This is a genomic window from Kribbella voronezhensis, from assembly GCF_004365175.1.
Lineage (GTDB): Bacteria > Actinomycetota > Actinomycetes > Propionibacteriales > Kribbellaceae > Kribbella > Kribbella voronezhensis.
Map to the genome: position 1 here is coordinate 124,760 of NZ_SOCE01000002.1, position 14,559 is coordinate 139,318.

A 14,559-nucleotide genomic window follows, 5' to 3' on the forward strand; every position below is an offset into this window, starting at 1 on the left:
GCGGGCGTGGATCTCGCTGAGCTGGGTGAACGGATTTACCGGACGGCACATCTGACCGGAGAGTTCGTCCTCCGGTCGGGCGTGACGACCGATCACTACTTCGACAAGTACTCCTTCGAGGGCGATCCGGTGCTGCTCGACGCGATCGCCGAAGCCATGGCGCCACTGGTGCCTGCGGACACCGAGGTCCTGGCCGGGCTGGAGATGGGTGGGATCCCGGTCGTCACCGCGCTGAGCCGGCACACGGGGCTGCCGTGCGCCTTCGTCCGCAAGAAGGCCAAGCCGTACGGCACCCGCCGGCTGGCCGAAGGCGCCGACATCGTCGGACGGCGCGTCCTGGTCGTCGAAGACGTCGTCACCAGCGGCGGCCAGATCATCCTCTCCACCAACGAACTCCGCGGTCTAGGAGCCGACATCCACGAAGCCCTCTGCGTCATCGACCGCGAACAAGGCGGCGCCGAATCGCTGGCAGCCGCCGACATCACCTTGCACTCGCTGCTGACGGCCAGTGCCCTAACCCCGCAGGTCTGATCGACCGTTCCGCCAGTCCAGATAGGCAACCAGGGCGGCGTCGGCGCGCAGCCGGCGAAGGCTGCGTTCGTCCAGCTGGAGATCGCGGCGACTGAGTTCGGCGCCGACCCGCTCCGGACGGCCGTCCGCCGAGGAGTGCATCTCGGTCAGTGCGGCACGGATGATCGCCGTCGGGAAGTTGCCCTCGCGAAGGAGGCGCACGAGGTGAGCATCGCGGGCGGACGCGCGGTCGTAGACGCGGTAGCCGGTCGCTCGGTCGCGGGTCGGCCGGACAAGGCCGGCGCTTTCCCAGAAACGCAAGGTCGAGGTGCGAACGCCGAGGAGGTCAGCGAGTTGACCGACGCGTAGTGAGGCGCCCTGCCGATCCATCTGGTCGAGTGCGGCCTTCATCCGTGGATCGGCGTCGAGGGGGTGGGTGACGACCACCTCGAAGGCATGCAGCGCCTGCTGGATGCGCCGGCGTTCGCTGTCGAGTTCGGCATGAGCGTGATCGACGCGCGCCACGGCGGTCTTCAGATCATCGCGGTGCACGGCCGCCATGATCGTCACGGCGTCCTCCCAGCCGTACGCCGCGACCAGCGCGCGCGCCGCCACCAAGGCCTGACGGTGTTGCTCATCGAACTCGCGATAGCCCGCCGCGGAACGGGTAGTGGCCGGCAGCAATCCCGCCTGCTCGTAGTTGCGCACCTGCTGAACTGAGATCCCCGCTTCCCTGGCCAGCATGACGCCGCGGATCGTGCTTGAGGTGCCACTTGAGGGTTTTGCCACTGTCAATCCTCATCGTCCGCGAAGCGCTCCAGGAGAACTCTCAAACTGTAGTTCAAAGATACACTTTAATCATGCTGACCTCCGAACCAGCCGTTGCCGTGACCGACCTGTCGATGACGTACCGCGTACCGGTGCGCGACGCCGGGCTGGTCGCGGCGGCCCGCTCGCTGGTCCACCGGCGATTTCGTGATGTCCACGCCGTCCAGAACCTCAGCTTCGAGATCGCACCCGGGCAGATCGTCGGCTTCCTCGGGCGGAACGGTGCCGGAAAGACGACCACGATGAAGATCCTGGCGGGAATACTTCATCCCACCAGCGGGCGGGTCCGGGTGCTCGGGGAGGTGCCTTGGCGGCGGTCCAGTCCGTACCTGCGCAAGATCGCGCTGATCCGCGGAAGTCAGCCGATCGGGGACGCGCCCGAACTCACCGTGCTGGATTCGTTCCGGTACCAGCAGGTTCTCTACGACGTCGAGGAGCCGCAGTTCCGGCGGAATCTGGCAGAGCTCAGCTCGTTGCTCGACCTCGACAACATCCTGCAGCGCCAGATTCGGGCCCTCAGTCTCGGTGAGCGGATGCGCGCAGGTCTGGCTCTCGCGCTGCTGTACCGGCCGAAGGTGCTGTTCCTGGACGAGCCGACCATCGGCCTGGACGTGTCGGCGGCCAGGATGATCAGAACCTTCATCGCCCAGTACTCCGCGCAGACCGGCGCCACAGTGCTGCTCACCAGCCATTCGATGGTCGACGTCGAAACGCTGTGTCCACGGATGATCCTGGTCGACGAGGGATCGATCGCCTTTGACGGTGATCGCGACGAGCTCAGCTCGGCCTTCGTCCCGATGAAGCTGATCCGGGTGGCCATCACCGACGACGAGCCGGACCTGTCGGCGTACGGCGATGTTCTGCACCACAGCGGCAACCAGGTCTTGCTGCGGGTGCCGCGGCATGCGGTGCCGGCAACGACGGCCAGGCTGCTCTCCCACTTCGCCATCGCCGACCTCTCGGTCGAGGAGCCGTCGCTCGAGAACGTGATGGACCAGGTTTACCAGGGCCTGCGGGGCATCGAGGGCGCCGCGTGATGAGCAAGGTACGGCGATTGCTCCGCTTGCTACGGCTCGAGATCTGGCGGCAGTTCATCGGTTGGTCGGGTGCCTGGTGGTTCCTCGTCACCCTGGTCGTCGGGCAATCGGTGGCTCCGCTGCTCGGGCTTCTGATCTGGCTCGAAGTCCCCAGCGCAGGTCCTCGGATCGGTAGCTACTACCTCGCTGTGATCTGTGTCGGGCTGGTGACCGCGTCCTTCGAGAATCACACCTTCGCGCAATCGATCTACAGCGGTGGCCTGGCCACCGCGCTGCTCAGACCGCAGCCTCCCGTCCTCGGTCCACTCGGGGAGAACCTGGCGATCCGGCTCTGGATGCTGCTGCTCGGAATGCCGCTGATTGCGGCCGTCGGGTTGTCGGTCGGCGCCAGTTTCTCGGTGCCTGCGGTGCTGGCCGCAGTACCGGCTCTGGTTCTCGCAGCAGTCCTGCGGTTCCTGTGGGTCTGGACTCTCGCCATGGCGGCGTTCTGGACCGAGCGCGTTCATGGAGTGGTCGCTTTCGGCGGTGTCTTGATCCTCCTGATCGGAGGCTCGGCAGCCCCCATCGCGTTGCTCCCCGAGCCCCTCCGGAGCATCGCCCAGCTCCTGCCGTTCCGCTCGATGCTCGGATTTCCTGCCGAGTTGGCAACCGGCACGCTGACAGCCGCCGAGGCCGCAACCGGCTACCTGGTCGCGTTGTTCTGGGTCGGCGCGCTGGCGTGCAGCGCGGTGGGCGCCTGGCGGCTCGGCATCCGTCGCTACAGCACAGTGGGGGCCTGATGAGAACCGTTCGACTGTTCGGTACGGCGTTTTCGCTGGCGCTGCGGGGTGCCTTGGCCTATCGCACCAACCTGTTCTTCGACGCGCTGCTGGCCCTTGTGCAACTGGCTGCCTCGATCGCAACCATCGGCATCGTCTTCACCCGGACCGGGCTGCTAGCCGGCTGGTCCGCGGGTCAGATGCTCGTCCTGGTCGGCACGTACTCGCTGATCACCGGGCTCCGGGCGACCTTCCTCGATCCGAGTCTTGCCGACTTCTCCGAACAGATCAGGGACGGTCGGCTCGACGCCTACCTGTTGCGGCCGGCCAACAGCGTATTGCTCGCAACCACCACCAGACACGCACCCGTTGCTGTCGTGCAATGCATCCTCGGTGTCGGTGTCATCATCTCGGGGCTGCGCGAGCTGGAGACGATCCCGTCGCCGGCCGCGCTGGCTGCCTGGTTCCTCCTGACGTGTGCGGGGTTACTGATCGGCTGGGCGACTTCGGTGGGACTCGCATCGCTGGCCTTCTGGGCGCCTCGCCTCAACCTCGGCGTGCTCCATGGCGCTGCCTGGGAGTTCGGTCGCTACCCGATCGACATCTACGGCCGCTGCATCCGGCAGCTCCTCACGTTCGCCTTCCCGGTCGCCGTCGTCACGACCTGGCCGGCCCGAATCCTTGTTCACGGACCCGATCTCGGCACCCTGCTGATGGCTGTCCTGCTGGCGGCCGGATTCACGGCTGGGACGCTGCTTCTGTGGCGACTGGGACTACGGCGCTACACCGGGGCCACTTCTTAGGATGAATGGAGTGACGGGGGTGAGGATCGTGCCGGTGGCGGGGTCGCCGAAGGTGCGGGTTCGGGTGGGGTGCGTGGTGGCATACCAGGCGATGTAGGCACAGACGACTCCGTCGATGGCGTCTTCGAGGCGTTTGAGATCGACCTTGCGGGTCGCCGCATCGAGGTTCTTGCGGATCAACTGCCATTCGGCGTTGTCGACGAGGTGGAGCGGTGGCGAGGCGTCGGCGAGGGCCTCCAGATAGCCGGCCAGCCGGAGCATCTCGGCGTACAGGTGATCGAAGTCGCGTCCGGGCTTCGCCTTGTACTGCAGGATTCGCGGCAGGTCGAACAGTGCGACCAACGCGGGATGCGGGTAGACCTCGGCGGCTCGTCGTACGGAGGTGCTCGTCGGGTCGACCTCGAGCCCGAGCGCCTCGGTGAGCCGCAGCGCTCGCGATTCGTCGGCGAAGCTCGGGTTGGCGGTGTTGGCCGAATGGCAGTGCGCGCCGTACCGGCCGAAGTACTGACCGATCAGCCGCTCGCACAAGCGTTTGCCTGACGGGTTCACCACGATCAGCGGCGCGTCGAACGCGACGAAGCACGGCCCGTCGGTCCAAGGGCGCAACCAGGCGAGGATCTCCTCGTCGGTCTGCCGGGTCGCGACGTCACGCAGTACGCCGCTGTCGTCGATCACCGCCAGGCCGGTGCTGCCCCGCTGGCCCCAAGCGAGGTCGACGCCGACGAAGTACCTACTCGTCGTCGCCTTCTTCGTCACCATCGCGGCGCTCGATCTCGAAGCGCAGCGTCTTGCCGGAGCGGATCCGCTCGACTGCTGCCAGGCACGCCGCATCGCTCATGTGGACGCCGATCTCGCCGAGCTTGTGCCGCAGCACCAGCGCCGCGTCCTCGGCCGACCGTGAGCTGGACTCGTTGATCGCCTCGATCGTCGTCGCGGTGAGCTTCTCGCGGATGTCCGGGTGGACCTCGTGGATCTCGTGCGTGATTCTGAACTCCGTCATTCGCGTCTCACTCCCGGTTCGGCGGCCTGCCCCAGACCCTTGGCCAAGCGTAGTCATCGCCAGCGGTTATGCGAGTACCCGGCCGACGAAACTATCAAGCCTCTGACCTAACCGATCGACCCGCACCTCGGCGGCGACCGTCTCGCCTTGCGGCACCTCGGGGTCGCGCAAGCCGCGGACGTAGAGCGAACAGGCCAGGTCTGCGCAGATGTAGGTGCCGACGGTGTTCCCCGCGCGCCCGGCCGAACCGGCCCGCCGAGCCGCGAACAACGCGACGTCGGTGACCTGGTGAGCGGTATGGCAGAGGTCGCACAACCCCGTACCCCGCCTGGGCTTCCCGGACGCCGCAGTACCGAGCGCGATGGCGGCCACCCCACCATCCCGCGGTACGACGAGGTAGGCGCGCGCGGGTGCCTTCGGATCCCGCCAGCCGAGGTAGTCCAGTGACTCCCACGGCAACTCGTCGAAGTCGCGCGGCAGCGTCATCGCCTTCACCAGACTCTTCGTCGAGTTGACGAACGCACCCCGAATCTCCGCGGCACTCACCGGTTCCACAACCGTTCCTTTCCTAGATCAACCCCACTACCCAACCTGCCAGGCTTCGCCGGCCGCAACCGAATAAACCTTTGCCCTCAGCAACAAATACGCGCCGACGGGTGGTGGTCGGTCAAACGCCGTCGGCGTAGTGGGTGGTGCGGGTGTTGTCGTGGTTGCGGAGGTCGACGCCGAAGTCGACGGAGGCTTTGAGGCGGAGGAGAAGCGAGACCCAGGTGGCGGCGTCCGCCTCGATGGCCGCGGGGTCTTGAATGTCGGGTGCCTCGTAGGCCAGCGTCAGGTCGGTGCCGTTGGATTCCTCGTCGAGGGTGATGAAGAAGGTGAGCAGCCGGCCGAAGTACCGGACGGCGTACACCCGGTCCTTGACGGCCTTCTCGATCGGACTGTCGTCGGTGCGTTCTCCTGGCAGGACGAAGTGGATCACCCCGTCGGTCTCCTTCGCGGACTCCGCCCAGAACCGCGAGCGGCCGAGCGGCGTACTGAGCGCCCGGTACACCTCACTCGGTGCCGACTTGAAGTGGACCTTCCACTGCTTAGAACTCACAAGCCCTCCTCGACAAACGGCAGCCCCCATTGTCAGCCCCACCCGGTCCACCCCCGCCCCACCCGACCGCACCTGGTCCATCGCCGCCCCACCTGGTCACCCGGCGGCACCTGGTCCGCCCCGCGCCACTTGGTTCACTCGGCCAGCTGGCTGGGGCGTGCTGGTCGGCGGGCTTTCATCGGTTGGGCGGTGCGTGCTGCGGGTTTGTTGGGGGTTCGTCGCGGTGGGGTCACGATCTGGGGTGGCGTCAGCGCTGGAGTGGCTAGTCACCTTGGGTGCTGAGAGAATTTCGGTGAGTGCCGGGCTAGGTCCAGGGGGTCCGCCGATGATTGACACCAGGTTCCGCCGCTGGTTCCTGCCGCTGCTGGGACGCCGACGCCGAGGTCGGCGTGCGCCTGAGGAGCTTCGGCCTCGCGGGACGAGTTCGCGCGTGAGCCGGCTGTCGGCGCGGTACGACGCCGACGTCGATCTGGCGTTGAAACGGCTGTGGCCGAAGGCGCGGGTGTACCACGATCGCGAGTTCACGCGGGACCGCGCGGACTTTCTGCTCGTGGTGCGCGGGCGCGGGGTGATGATCGAGACGAAGGTGAAGAGCGATCCCGGGTTGTTCCACGGGTCGACGTTGCCGCCGCTGCTCGACCGTCTCCAGCGCGACGGCCGGCGCCTCGTCGTACTCCTCAATCAAGGCGATCCGACCCCCGCCCGCGAACTGGTCGCCGCCAAGCTCGGCGCGAAGGCCCGCGTGATCGTGTGGTCCGGCCCCGCCGACGACGCCGAACTCCACGCCGCAGTAGAAGCCCTGATCCGCATCGAAAGCCGCCACTCCTAGGTTGTCGGGCCGGAACCCTCCACGCCTAATTCGCCGGCCTCCGGAATCGCCATGGAGAAAGCTGGTCGATCGCCGTCCGCCCGATCGCTCGCCCACTCGCCCGTCCGTCCGCTCGCCCGCTCGCCTGTCCGCCTGTCCGCTCGCCCGCCCGTCCGTCCGCTCGCCTGTCCGTCCGCTCGCCGGCAGCGCACTTGTGACCAGCATCCTCGTCACGAGCGTCGTTGCTCTACGACCGCCCACGAGGTTGGGTTCGTGGAGCTGGAGTTGGCCTGTGGAGTGTGGCGGGAAACAGACAGCGCGGAGAGCGAGGGGTGTGCTCTCCGCGCTGCGAGTTGGCTCCGAGCCGCGAGGTGTGCCCTAGGTAGGCAGCGGACCGGAGTCGTCTGTAGCCCCGTCGCCGGGGTTGGTGGAGGGGACGGCGGTTGCGCTCGCCGGAGGGCAAGTGCGGTTGGTACCCGCCAAGGTCTGACGGTCGGTGAGCGTGTCGGCGCCCAGCCGTGCTGGCGGCCGACTGCGCGAGGTGGAGTCCACTGTGCGGAGGCGGTGGGTGATGAGAGTCAGCACTTCACGGGGGTGGTGCGACCGCCGTCGACGATCCATCGGCCCTGGACCTGTTCGACTCGCATCTCGTCCAGCCAGCGGGTCGGGGTCTTCGGGGGCAGCGCGCTCTTGCCCTTGGCGTCGACAGTGGTGGCCTTCTTCGTGTCGTAGCAGGCCCGGACGATCACGCCATCGGCCAGCAAGGTGCGCTTGGCCCAGACGACCGTGGTGACTCCGGTGTTGTGGAGGCGCTTGGTGCGGTAGTACTTCGCTTGCGCGCTGATCGCCCGGTACAGGCTGTTCGTCATCACCGGAACCAGTTGCTTGGTGGCCTTGCCGCCGCTGCGCATCATCACGTCCAAGGCGACGCGGTAGTCGTAGTACGCGTTGACGACCGGGTCGTCCGATACGGGCGAACCCTCGACCTGGGCGGAGCCGTCGGCGACCGTGTCCAGGCCGTGCTTGGCCGCCTTTTGTGCGCCGGGCGATTCCGCCGCGACGTCGGACGAACCGTTGCCACAACCTGCGAGCATCAGGACCGGGACTAGCGTGGCGGTCACTGCCAGGTTCCGAATGCGCATTTGTCCGAACCTCCCTGTCGGGCGCGGCATCGCCGCTGACGCCTACGGCGTGAGTTGGCCGCTGACACCAATCGGCACTGACCGTGTAACGCGTTGACACAGACCGTGGTCACTGTGACGTAGATCACAGATCGCCCGCTACCGGGGTAGGGGGTCCGAATTGGCTCCCTGGCCGGACGCCCGGAATCACGCTGATTCCTAGGCTCGATCTCGATAGCTGAGACCAAGGAGAAGCCATGACGGACACCGTTCAGCCCCGCCCAGGCAACGCCGACGGACCGCAATCCGGTCAGGACCACCAGAGTGCCGTCGACCAGGCAAGCGACGGAGCCGGAATCGCCGAACAGGCGAGATATGGAGCTGGAGGCGACCGACGTGCGAGCGATGAAGCTGAGGTGGACGGGTGGATGAGCGATGAAGTTGGGGAGGACGGGCGGATGAGCGATGAAGTTGGGGTGGACGGGCGGGTGGGCGACCGAGCTGGGGTGGACGGGGGGATGAGCGATGAAGTTGGGGTGGACCGGCGGGTCAGCGACCGAGCTGGGGTGGACGGGCGGGTCAGCAACGGAGCTGGAGTCGACGGGCGGGTGAGGTACGGAGCTGGGGTGGACGGGCGGGTGAGTGACCGAGCTCGAGTGGACGGGCGGGTGGGAGGCGGGGGTGGCGGTCGGATCGGTGGGGGGAACGGGATTGGTGCCGGGGGTGGTGCGGGGAGGGGTGGGGGAGTGCGGCGGGGCCGGGTGGGGCGGTTGGTGCGGGGTGGGGGCTACGGGGTGGTGCTGGTGGGAGTGGGCCTCGTGGTGATGGGGGAGTCGGTGGTGGGGCGGCTGGATTCGGTCTATCGGCGGTGGCGGGGGATGGCTGGGTATCTGGGGGCTCCGGAACTGGTGTGTCTGCGGCGTCCGGGAGCCGTGAAGTCCTTTGTTCATGGGGTTCTGAGCGTCGTGTTCGGGTTCCTGAGTCTGTTCCTGCTGATGCTTTTCGTACTGTCGGTCGTCCGAGGTCCGTTCTACGGGTTCGTGGAGGACGGGCCGTTCGGGCCGGGAACGTGGGGCGGGCCGACCAAGGCCGGCGCATGGCTGGTGCATGCCGGGGTCGCGGTACCGATCATCGTGCTGATTCCGTTCGTACTTCGTGGTCTGGCGCTCGTGCATGCCGCGGCGATCCGGCGGTTGTACGGGTCGGCGGTCGGGTGGTGGGTGCTCCCGGCAACCACTTTGATCGCTGTCGGTGGAATGCTGTTCTTCTACTCCTGGACCCGGCAGATCTGATCTCGATGCGCGCCGAACGCACCCTAGGCTCGCACTGTGACCAGTGATAGGCACTCCTCGGACGGCCCGGTCCAGCGGATCGATGCTGGGATCGGGCCGGTCGACGGGTGGCCTGAAGGACGTGGCGGTTGGTGGGCCGCGCTGGCGACTGTGGGGTTGCTGGTTCTGACGACGGCTGATCTCGGGCAGCACTACCGGATTCCGTTGGGGGCGGCGCTGGCATTGGGGGTTGCTCGAGGCGTCGGGCTGGCGCTGGCCTGGTTGCGGCCGGTGGCGAGTGTTCCGGTCTCCTTGCTCGTGGCGTCGCTGATCGCGGCCGTGAGTGTTCCGGTCTCGTCGGAGGAGGCGTGGCCGTGGCCGGTGACGAGCGTCTTCGGACATGCGGCCGTCTTGGCGATCGTCGGTGCCCGCAGTGCGTCGCGGCGGGAGATGGCCGGCTGGTGGGTCGTTACGCAGGCGGTCGGAGTCGTTGCCATGCTCGTAGCGCCGGATCGCGGTAGCTGGCCGGGGCTGGTGACCATGGCGGTCTTCTCCGCGGTCGCGGTGGTGGTGGGGGACCTGCTGCGATCGCGGTCCGAGACCAGACGGCAGTTGGCTGCGCAGGAAGGGATCAGTGCGGAGGAGCGGGCGGAGCGGGCACGATGGCAGGAACGGGCTCGGATTGCGCGGGAGCTTCATGATGTCGTTGCCCATCACCTTTCGGTTGTCGTGGTCCGTGCCGACAGTGCGCCGCATCGGCTTGCTGGGCTGCCGGATGACGCGCGCGAGGAGTTCGCCGGCATCGCGGAGGACGCTCGGTCCTCGCTGACAGAAATGCGACGAGTACTACGCCTGCTGCGCGAAGACCCGGCGAAACCCGCTCACCAAGGCCAGGTGCAGAGCAGCTCAGCTGACCCTCGCAACCCAACAGCTGCATCCGCCTCAACTGGAGCAGACAGCTCAGCGGGGGCAAGCAGGTCAGGGGAAGCGGGCAGGTCGGGGGGAGCAGGTAGGTCAGAAGGAGTGGCCAGGTCAGCCGGAGCGGGTGGGTCGGGGGAGTTGGCGCCTCAGCCTGGGTTGGGGGAGTTGGGGGAGTTGGTGGCGAGTACTCGGCGGGCTGGAGCTGATGTTCGGTTGGAGGCTGAGGTGCCGTCAGGGCTGGATCCGGCGGTGGAGTTGAACGCCTATCGGGTTGTGCAGGAGGCGGTCAGCAACGCGGTGAGGCATGCGCCGAAGGCCGTAGTACAGGTGGCTGTTCGGGTGATTGGTGCTGAGCTGCGGTTGACGGTGGTGAACGGGCCTGCTCGTGCCGAAGTACCGACGGCGCCCGGGAGTGGGCACGGGATGATCGGGATGCGTGAGCGGATGGCATTGGTGGACGGAACCCTGCACGCCGGGCCGACTGCTGATGGTGGCTACCTGGTCGAGGCAGCCATCCCCTTGAGCGAGGAGGCGGGCCGGTGACGGTCAGGGTGCTGGTGGTCGATGACCAGGAGATCGTCCGGGCCGGGTTCAGCGCGCTGCTGGATGGGCAGCCGGATCTCGAAGTGGTCGGCCAGGCGTCGAACGGAGCCGAGGCCGTCGAGTTGGCCGACCGGCTCGTGCCCGACGTGATCTTGATGGACGTCCGGATGCCCGTGCTCGACGGACTCGCCGCCACGCGGCAGATCCTCGCCGGCGTGGCACCCGGGGAAACGCCTCGGGTCATCATGCTCACCACCTTTGATCTGGACGAATACGTGTACGACGCGCTGCGGGCGGGCGCGAGCGGATTTCTGCTGAAGCACTCTTCTCCCGATGAATTGACTGCCGCGGTTCGGGTCGTGGCCGCCGGCGACGCATTGCTTGCTCCTTCGATCACGCGGCGGCTGGTCGAGGACTTCGCAAAGGTGCAGCCTGTTCTGCCGGCGACCGCGGGTGGACTGACTCCCCGCGAGACCGACGTACTGCGGTTGATCGCGCGTGGGCAGTCCAATCGGGAGATCGCAGCGACGCTGGTGCTCGCCGAGCAGACCGTGAAGACTCACGTCAGCCGGATCTTGACCAAGTTGGATCTGAGGGATCGGGCGCAGGCCGTGGTCTATGCGTACGAGGCAGGGGTGGTCGCCCCGGGGCCGCGTCGCTGAGACCGGAGCCGCCGTTGGTGGCGAGGGTCGGACTGGACGGTAGTGCGAGGGTCGGAATGGACGGTTAGAAGGAGTGAGGGAGGTCTGCGATGGATGGGCTGGAGCGGTTGCGGGAAATCTGCCTGCGGTTGCCGGAGACGACCGAGCGGTTGAGCCACGGCGAGCCGACCTGGTTCGTCCGGGACAAGAAGACGTTCGTGATGTTCGCCGATCAGCACCATGACGATCGGACCGGTTTCTGGTGTGCGGCACCCGAGGGTGCGCAGGAGGCATTGATCGCGGCGGATCCCGAGCACTTCTTCCGGCCGCCGTACGTCGGGCATCGCGGCTGGCTCGGGGTGTATCTCGACGTGGAGGGCGTGAACTGGGAGCAGCTCGAGGACATCGTCGAGGACGCGTACCGCCGGGTCGCACCGAAGACGCTGATCGCTCAGCTCGACCAGAACTGACCGGCCGCGAACTCGCCTGCTCATTCGGGCGGGCGTCTCAGGGCGAGTACGGCGTCCGGGAGGTCGTCTATCCAGACCTCCTCGAAGTCGTCCGAGGCTTCGCAGTCGTCGTCGGGTCTCTCCCCATCCTCGGTTTCGTTGGGATCCGCAGGCGGATTGAGGTAGGCGGCTTGGGCATCGTGGCGACAGGGCAACGCTGTCCGATAGGTCGCGGCCGACAACAGCAGCACGGTCAGCTCGCCGGTGGTGACGCCCAGGCGGTCGGCGTCGCGGCGTAGGGCTGCCACCAGTGCGCTCGGTACGTCGTCGAGCAGAACCCGCTGGCCGTCGGGAATGCCCTCGACGGATTCGACCGGCCAGTCTCTGGCCCAGCGCTCGTTGCCCAGCCGGAGGATCTCGTCCAGAGGTGGCAAGGGTTCCCGGAGCAGGTCCGGGACCTCCGCCAGGGCGCGGAGCATGACTTTGCCCAGCGTGTGATGGCTTTTCCAAGGATCCAGATCGTCCGAGGTCATCAGGAATCTTCTGAGCACGACGCGGAGGCGCTCCACCTCGGCGCTCTTGAAGGACGGCTCCTGGGCCACGGGCTCCACGGCGAGCCGTCCGTTGCGGAACCGGAAGGCCAGGAGGGAGTCGGCGGGCACGTCCGGCAGCCAGTCCGGTGGGCCGCACCAGCCACCGAACTCGCCGAGCGACGACGTGATGGCACCGCCCGAGGTCAGCGCCAGGGATCCTTCGTGCACGAGGATCTGATCGAGGACGGCCAGCTCGGGACCGGCGTACAGGACCTGTCTTCCCTTGGTGGCGAAGCGGACCCGGTGGGTGAGAGCGACGCCGTCGAGCATCCGGCGGGCGGAGTCGAAGCGGCCGTCGGGGAGTTGCACCATCACCGGTGACTGGCGCAGGGCAGTGCGGATGGCATTGGCCGGGTGCACCGATTTGGTCAGGCCGGCGGCGAGGACCTGCTGGCCGAGGTCGTCAGGAGTCAGTGGGCCGGCGGCGTTGATGAGGTCGGAACAGAAGATGACGATTCGTTTGCTCATGCCAGGGAAAGTACGAGTGTTCTGCCCTTCGATCGCCGTTGTCCACAAGGGAATTCGAGCAAACTGGCCCGGTCTGCCGATTCGGAGGAGGTGTGGGGAGCAGCTCCGAAGAGGTTGTCCACAGCAGGCGGCGAGGGCCGAGCGAGCAACGGTCTTGCCTGGATAGGGTGGCGCAATGAGTGAGACGACGGCAGCCGCGGCTGAGGGCGTGGCGAGAGGGATCGGCGACAGGCTGGCGATCGCCTTGTCGTTGCTCAGCTCTGCGTCGGTGATGGTGCTCGAACTGGTGTCGCTGCGACTGATCGCGCCCTACCTGGGGCTGACGCTGGAGACCAACACTGCCGTCATCGGGGTCGCGTTGGCCGCGATCGCGACGGGGGCGGCGTTCGGCGGGAAGTTCGCGGATGCCGTGCCGCCGACCCGATCGCTGGGTCCGCTGATTCTCTTCGGCGGCGCGATGGTGCTGCTGATCCTGCCGATCGTGCGCTGGACCGGCGAGGCCGTCCGCGGTGGCGACAGCAATGTGGTGTTCCTGGCGGTGACGGTCGCGCTGTTCATCCCGGCGGCGCTGCTGGCCGCCGTGACACCGATGGTGACCAAACTCAGGCTGCAGACGCTCACCCAGACCGGCACAGTGGTCGGCCGGCTGTCGGCGTACGCGACGGTCGGCGCGATCGCGGGCACTGTGTTGACCGGGTTCGTGTTCGTGGCGAAGGTGCCGACGAGCGTGATCGTGCTCTGCCTCGGCGGCTTCCTGGTTGCGGGCGGCGCGGCGCTCACGATCTACTTCCGCGGATTGAAGGCCGCCGCACGACCACTCGCGCTCGCGCTGATCGGCACCGGTCTGACCCTGGTCGCGCCGCGGCCGTGCGAGGTCGAGACGGCGTACCACTGCGCCCGCGTCGTCGCCGATCCGGATCGGGCCAGCGGACGCACGCTGTATCTGGACCAGTTGAGGCACTCGTACGTCGACCTCGCGGACCCGACGTACCTGGAGTTCCTCTACATCAAGAACTTCGCCGACGTCATCGAGAGCAAGTGGCCGGCCCGGCAACCGGTCGACGCGCTGCACGTCGGTGGCGGTGGTCTCACCATGCCGCGGTACCTGACGGCCACCCGGCCGGGCAGCCGGAACAAGGTGTACGAGATCGATCCGGGCGTGATCGAGGTCGACAAGTCGGAGCTGGGCGCCAGGACCGGCCCCGAACTCGACGTGCGGATCCGCGACGGCCGGCTCGGCGTACGGTCCGAGCCGGACAGCAGTCGCGACCTGGTGATCATGGACGCGTTCGGCGGGATCGCGGTGCCGTGGCATCTGACCACCCGCGAGATCGTGGCCGACATCCGCCGGGTGCTCAGGCCGGACGGGATCTACCTGGCGAACATCATCGACTTCGGTCCCCAGGCCTTTCTCAAGGCGGAGATCCGGACGGTGGCCGCCGAGTTCGCGCACGTCGCCGTGATCGCGGACCCGGACGAGTTCACGGGCCAGGCGGGCGGCAACTTCGTGCTGGTGGCATCCCAGCAGTCGTTGCCGTCGGCGGCGATCCGGTCGCGGCTGGGACAGCGGGCCGAGTTGCTGGACGATCCGGCCGCAGTACGGGCGTTCGTCGGTGACGCGCCGCTGCTGACCGACGACTATGCGCCGGTCGACCAGCTCCTCACGCCGTACCCGAGCTGAAAACGCGCGCCGAACCGCGGAGAAGTTG

At 67.4% G+C, this 14,559-nt stretch carries 17 protein-coding genes; 10 read left to right on the top strand and 7 right to left on the bottom strand.

Annotated features, from left to right (window positions below; genetic code table 11):
• Positions 1 to 6: 6 nt before the first annotated feature.
• The gene (gene pyrE / locus EV138_RS27990) at positions 7 to 531 is read left to right on the top strand and encodes an orotate phosphoribosyltransferase (protein WP_133982295.1); all 525 of its coding nucleotides are present in this window, start codon (positions 7 to 9) and stop codon (positions 529 to 531) included.
• Here the strand turns inward: pyrE and EV138_RS27995 are convergent.
• Positions 514 to 1,299 carry a MerR family DNA-binding transcriptional regulator gene (locus tag EV138_RS27995; RefSeq protein WP_133982297.1) on the bottom strand — a complete coding sequence of 262 codons (786 nt, stop codon included), beginning with the start codon at positions 1,297 to 1,299 and terminating at the stop codon, positions 514 to 516. The two genes, pyrE and EV138_RS27995, sit on opposite strands and share 18 nt — an antisense overlap.
• 71 nt (positions 1,300 to 1,370) lie before the next feature.
• On the opposite strand from EV138_RS27995, the gene EV138_RS28000 reads away from it, so the two are divergent.
• From EV138_RS28000 to EV138_RS28010, 3 genes are read left to right on the top strand one after another with little or no spacing between them, the layout of a single operon-like run.
• Positions 1,371 to 2,375 carry an ABC transporter ATP-binding protein gene (locus tag EV138_RS28000; RefSeq protein ID WP_133982299.1) on the top strand — a complete coding sequence of 335 codons (1,005 nt, stop codon included), beginning with the start codon at positions 1,371 to 1,373 and terminating at the stop codon, positions 2,373 to 2,375.
• The gene (locus EV138_RS28005) at positions 2,375 to 3,154 is read left to right on the top strand and encodes an ABC-2 family transporter protein (protein WP_133982301.1); all 780 of its coding nucleotides are present in this window, start codon (positions 2,375 to 2,377) and stop codon (positions 3,152 to 3,154) included. Before EV138_RS28000 ends, EV138_RS28005 begins: the two co-directional genes overlap by 1 nt.
• On the top strand, positions 3,154 to 3,936 hold the full coding sequence (locus tag EV138_RS28010) for an ABC transporter permease (protein WP_133982303.1): 783 nt from the start codon (positions 3,154 to 3,156) through the stop codon (positions 3,934 to 3,936). The genes EV138_RS28005 and EV138_RS28010 overlap by 1 nt, the downstream gene beginning before the upstream one ends.
• On the opposite strand, the gene EV138_RS28015 is transcribed toward EV138_RS28010, so the two are convergent.
• From EV138_RS28015 to EV138_RS28030, 4 genes are all read right to left on the bottom strand, one after another.
• Positions 3,907 to 4,695: a DUF429 domain-containing protein gene (locus tag EV138_RS28015; protein WP_166678771.1), complete on the bottom strand. Its 789-nt coding sequence runs from the start codon at positions 4,693 to 4,695 to the stop codon at positions 3,907 to 3,909. The genes EV138_RS28010 and EV138_RS28015 overlap by 30 nt on opposite strands.
• Positions 4,667 to 4,936 carry a hypothetical protein gene (locus EV138_RS28020; protein WP_133982307.1) on the bottom strand — a complete coding sequence of 90 codons (270 nt, stop codon included), beginning with the start codon at positions 4,934 to 4,936 and terminating at the stop codon, positions 4,667 to 4,669. Before EV138_RS28020 ends, EV138_RS28015 begins: the two co-directional genes overlap by 29 nt.
• A gap of 66 nt (positions 4,937 to 5,002) precedes the next feature.
• Positions 5,003 to 5,491, bottom strand: a complete 489-nt coding sequence (locus tag EV138_RS28025) for an FBP domain-containing protein (RefSeq protein ID WP_133982309.1) — start codon at positions 5,489 to 5,491, stop codon at positions 5,003 to 5,005.
• 112 nt (positions 5,492 to 5,603) lie between these two features.
• Positions 5,604 to 6,035 carry a hypothetical protein gene (locus EV138_RS28030; protein ID WP_133982311.1) on the bottom strand — a complete coding sequence of 144 codons (432 nt, stop codon included), beginning with the start codon at positions 6,033 to 6,035 and terminating at the stop codon, positions 5,604 to 5,606.
• Between the two features lie 325 nt (positions 6,036 to 6,360).
• On the opposite strand from EV138_RS28030, the gene EV138_RS28035 reads away from it, so the two are divergent.
• Positions 6,361 to 6,864 (top strand): hypothetical protein, encoded by a 504-nt coding sequence (locus EV138_RS28035; protein ID WP_112237401.1) that lies wholly within the window; start codon positions 6,361 to 6,363, stop codon positions 6,862 to 6,864.
• Positions 6,865 to 7,421: 557 nt separating this feature from the next.
• Here the strand turns inward: EV138_RS28035 and EV138_RS28040 are convergent.
• Positions 7,422 to 7,985 (bottom strand): hypothetical protein, encoded by a 564-nt coding sequence (locus tag EV138_RS28040; RefSeq protein WP_133982313.1) that lies wholly within the window; start codon positions 7,983 to 7,985, stop codon positions 7,422 to 7,424.
• Between the two features lie 782 nt (positions 7,986 to 8,767).
• On the opposite strand from EV138_RS28040, the gene EV138_RS28045 reads away from it, so the two are divergent.
• From EV138_RS28045 to EV138_RS28060, 4 genes are all read left to right on the top strand, one after another.
• Positions 8,768 to 9,256: a hypothetical protein gene (locus EV138_RS28045; protein ID WP_133982315.1), complete on the top strand. Its 489-nt coding sequence runs from the start codon at positions 8,768 to 8,770 to the stop codon at positions 9,254 to 9,256.
• A gap of 36 nt (positions 9,257 to 9,292) precedes the next feature.
• Entirely contained in the window at positions 9,293 to 10,699 is a 1,407-nt protein-coding gene (locus EV138_RS38525) for a sensor histidine kinase (protein ID WP_133982317.1), read from the top strand.
• On the top strand, positions 10,696 to 11,361 hold the full coding sequence (locus EV138_RS28055) for a response regulator (RefSeq protein WP_133982319.1): 666 nt from the start codon (positions 10,696 to 10,698) through the stop codon (positions 11,359 to 11,361). Before EV138_RS38525 ends, EV138_RS28055 begins: the two co-directional genes overlap by 4 nt.
• A gap of 89 nt (positions 11,362 to 11,450) precedes the next feature.
• A complete protein-coding gene (locus EV138_RS28060) occupies positions 11,451 to 11,810 on the top strand; it encodes an MmcQ/YjbR family DNA-binding protein (protein WP_133982322.1) in 360 nt (119 codons plus the stop codon).
• Between the two features lie 20 nt (positions 11,811 to 11,830).
• Here EV138_RS28060 and EV138_RS28065 read toward each other — a convergent pair whose 3' ends face one another.
• A complete protein-coding gene (locus EV138_RS28065) occupies positions 11,831 to 12,850 on the bottom strand; it encodes a hypothetical protein (protein ID WP_133982324.1) in 1,020 nt (339 codons plus the stop codon).
• A 175-nt stretch (positions 12,851 to 13,025) separates the two neighbouring features.
• Here EV138_RS28065 and EV138_RS28070 point away from each other — a divergent pair, with 175 nt between their 5' ends.
• A complete protein-coding gene (locus EV138_RS28070; RefSeq protein ID WP_133982326.1) occupies positions 13,026 to 14,531 on the top strand; it encodes a fused MFS/spermidine synthase in 1,506 nt (501 codons plus the stop codon).
• Positions 14,532 to 14,559: the final 28 nt, after the last annotated feature.

Coding starts and splice junctions, on each gene's coding strand:
- EV138_RS28000 (WP_133982299.1), top strand. CDS start 1,371: ATGCTGACCTCCGAACCAGCCGTTGCCGTGACCGACCTGTCGATGACG.
- EV138_RS28005 (WP_133982301.1), top strand. CDS start 2,375: ATGAGCAAGGTACGGCGATTGCTCCGCTTGCTACGGCTCGAGATCTGG.
- EV138_RS28010 (WP_133982303.1), top strand. CDS start 3,154: ATGAGAACCGTTCGACTGTTCGGTACGGCGTTTTCGCTGGCGCTGCGG.
- EV138_RS28015 (WP_166678771.1), bottom strand. CDS start 4,695: ATGGTGACGAAGAAGGCGACGACGAGTAGGTACTTCGTCGGCGTCGAC.
- EV138_RS28020 (WP_133982307.1), bottom strand. CDS start 4,936: ATGACGGAGTTCAGAATCACGCACGAGATCCACGAGGTCCACCCGGAC.
- EV138_RS28035 (WP_112237401.1), top strand. CDS start 6,361: ATGATTGACACCAGGTTCCGCCGCTGGTTCCTGCCGCTGCTGGGACGC.
- EV138_RS28040 (WP_133982313.1), bottom strand. CDS start 7,985: ATGCGCATTCGGAACCTGGCAGTGACCGCCACGCTAGTCCCGGTCCTG.
- EV138_RS28060 (WP_133982322.1), top strand. CDS start 11,451: ATGGATGGGCTGGAGCGGTTGCGGGAAATCTGCCTGCGGTTGCCGGAG.
- EV138_RS28065 (WP_133982324.1), bottom strand. CDS start 12,850: ATGAGCAAACGAATCGTCATCTTCTGTTCCGACCTCATCAACGCCGCC.
- EV138_RS28070 (WP_133982326.1), top strand. CDS start 13,026: ATGAGTGAGACGACGGCAGCCGCGGCTGAGGGCGTGGCGAGAGGGATC.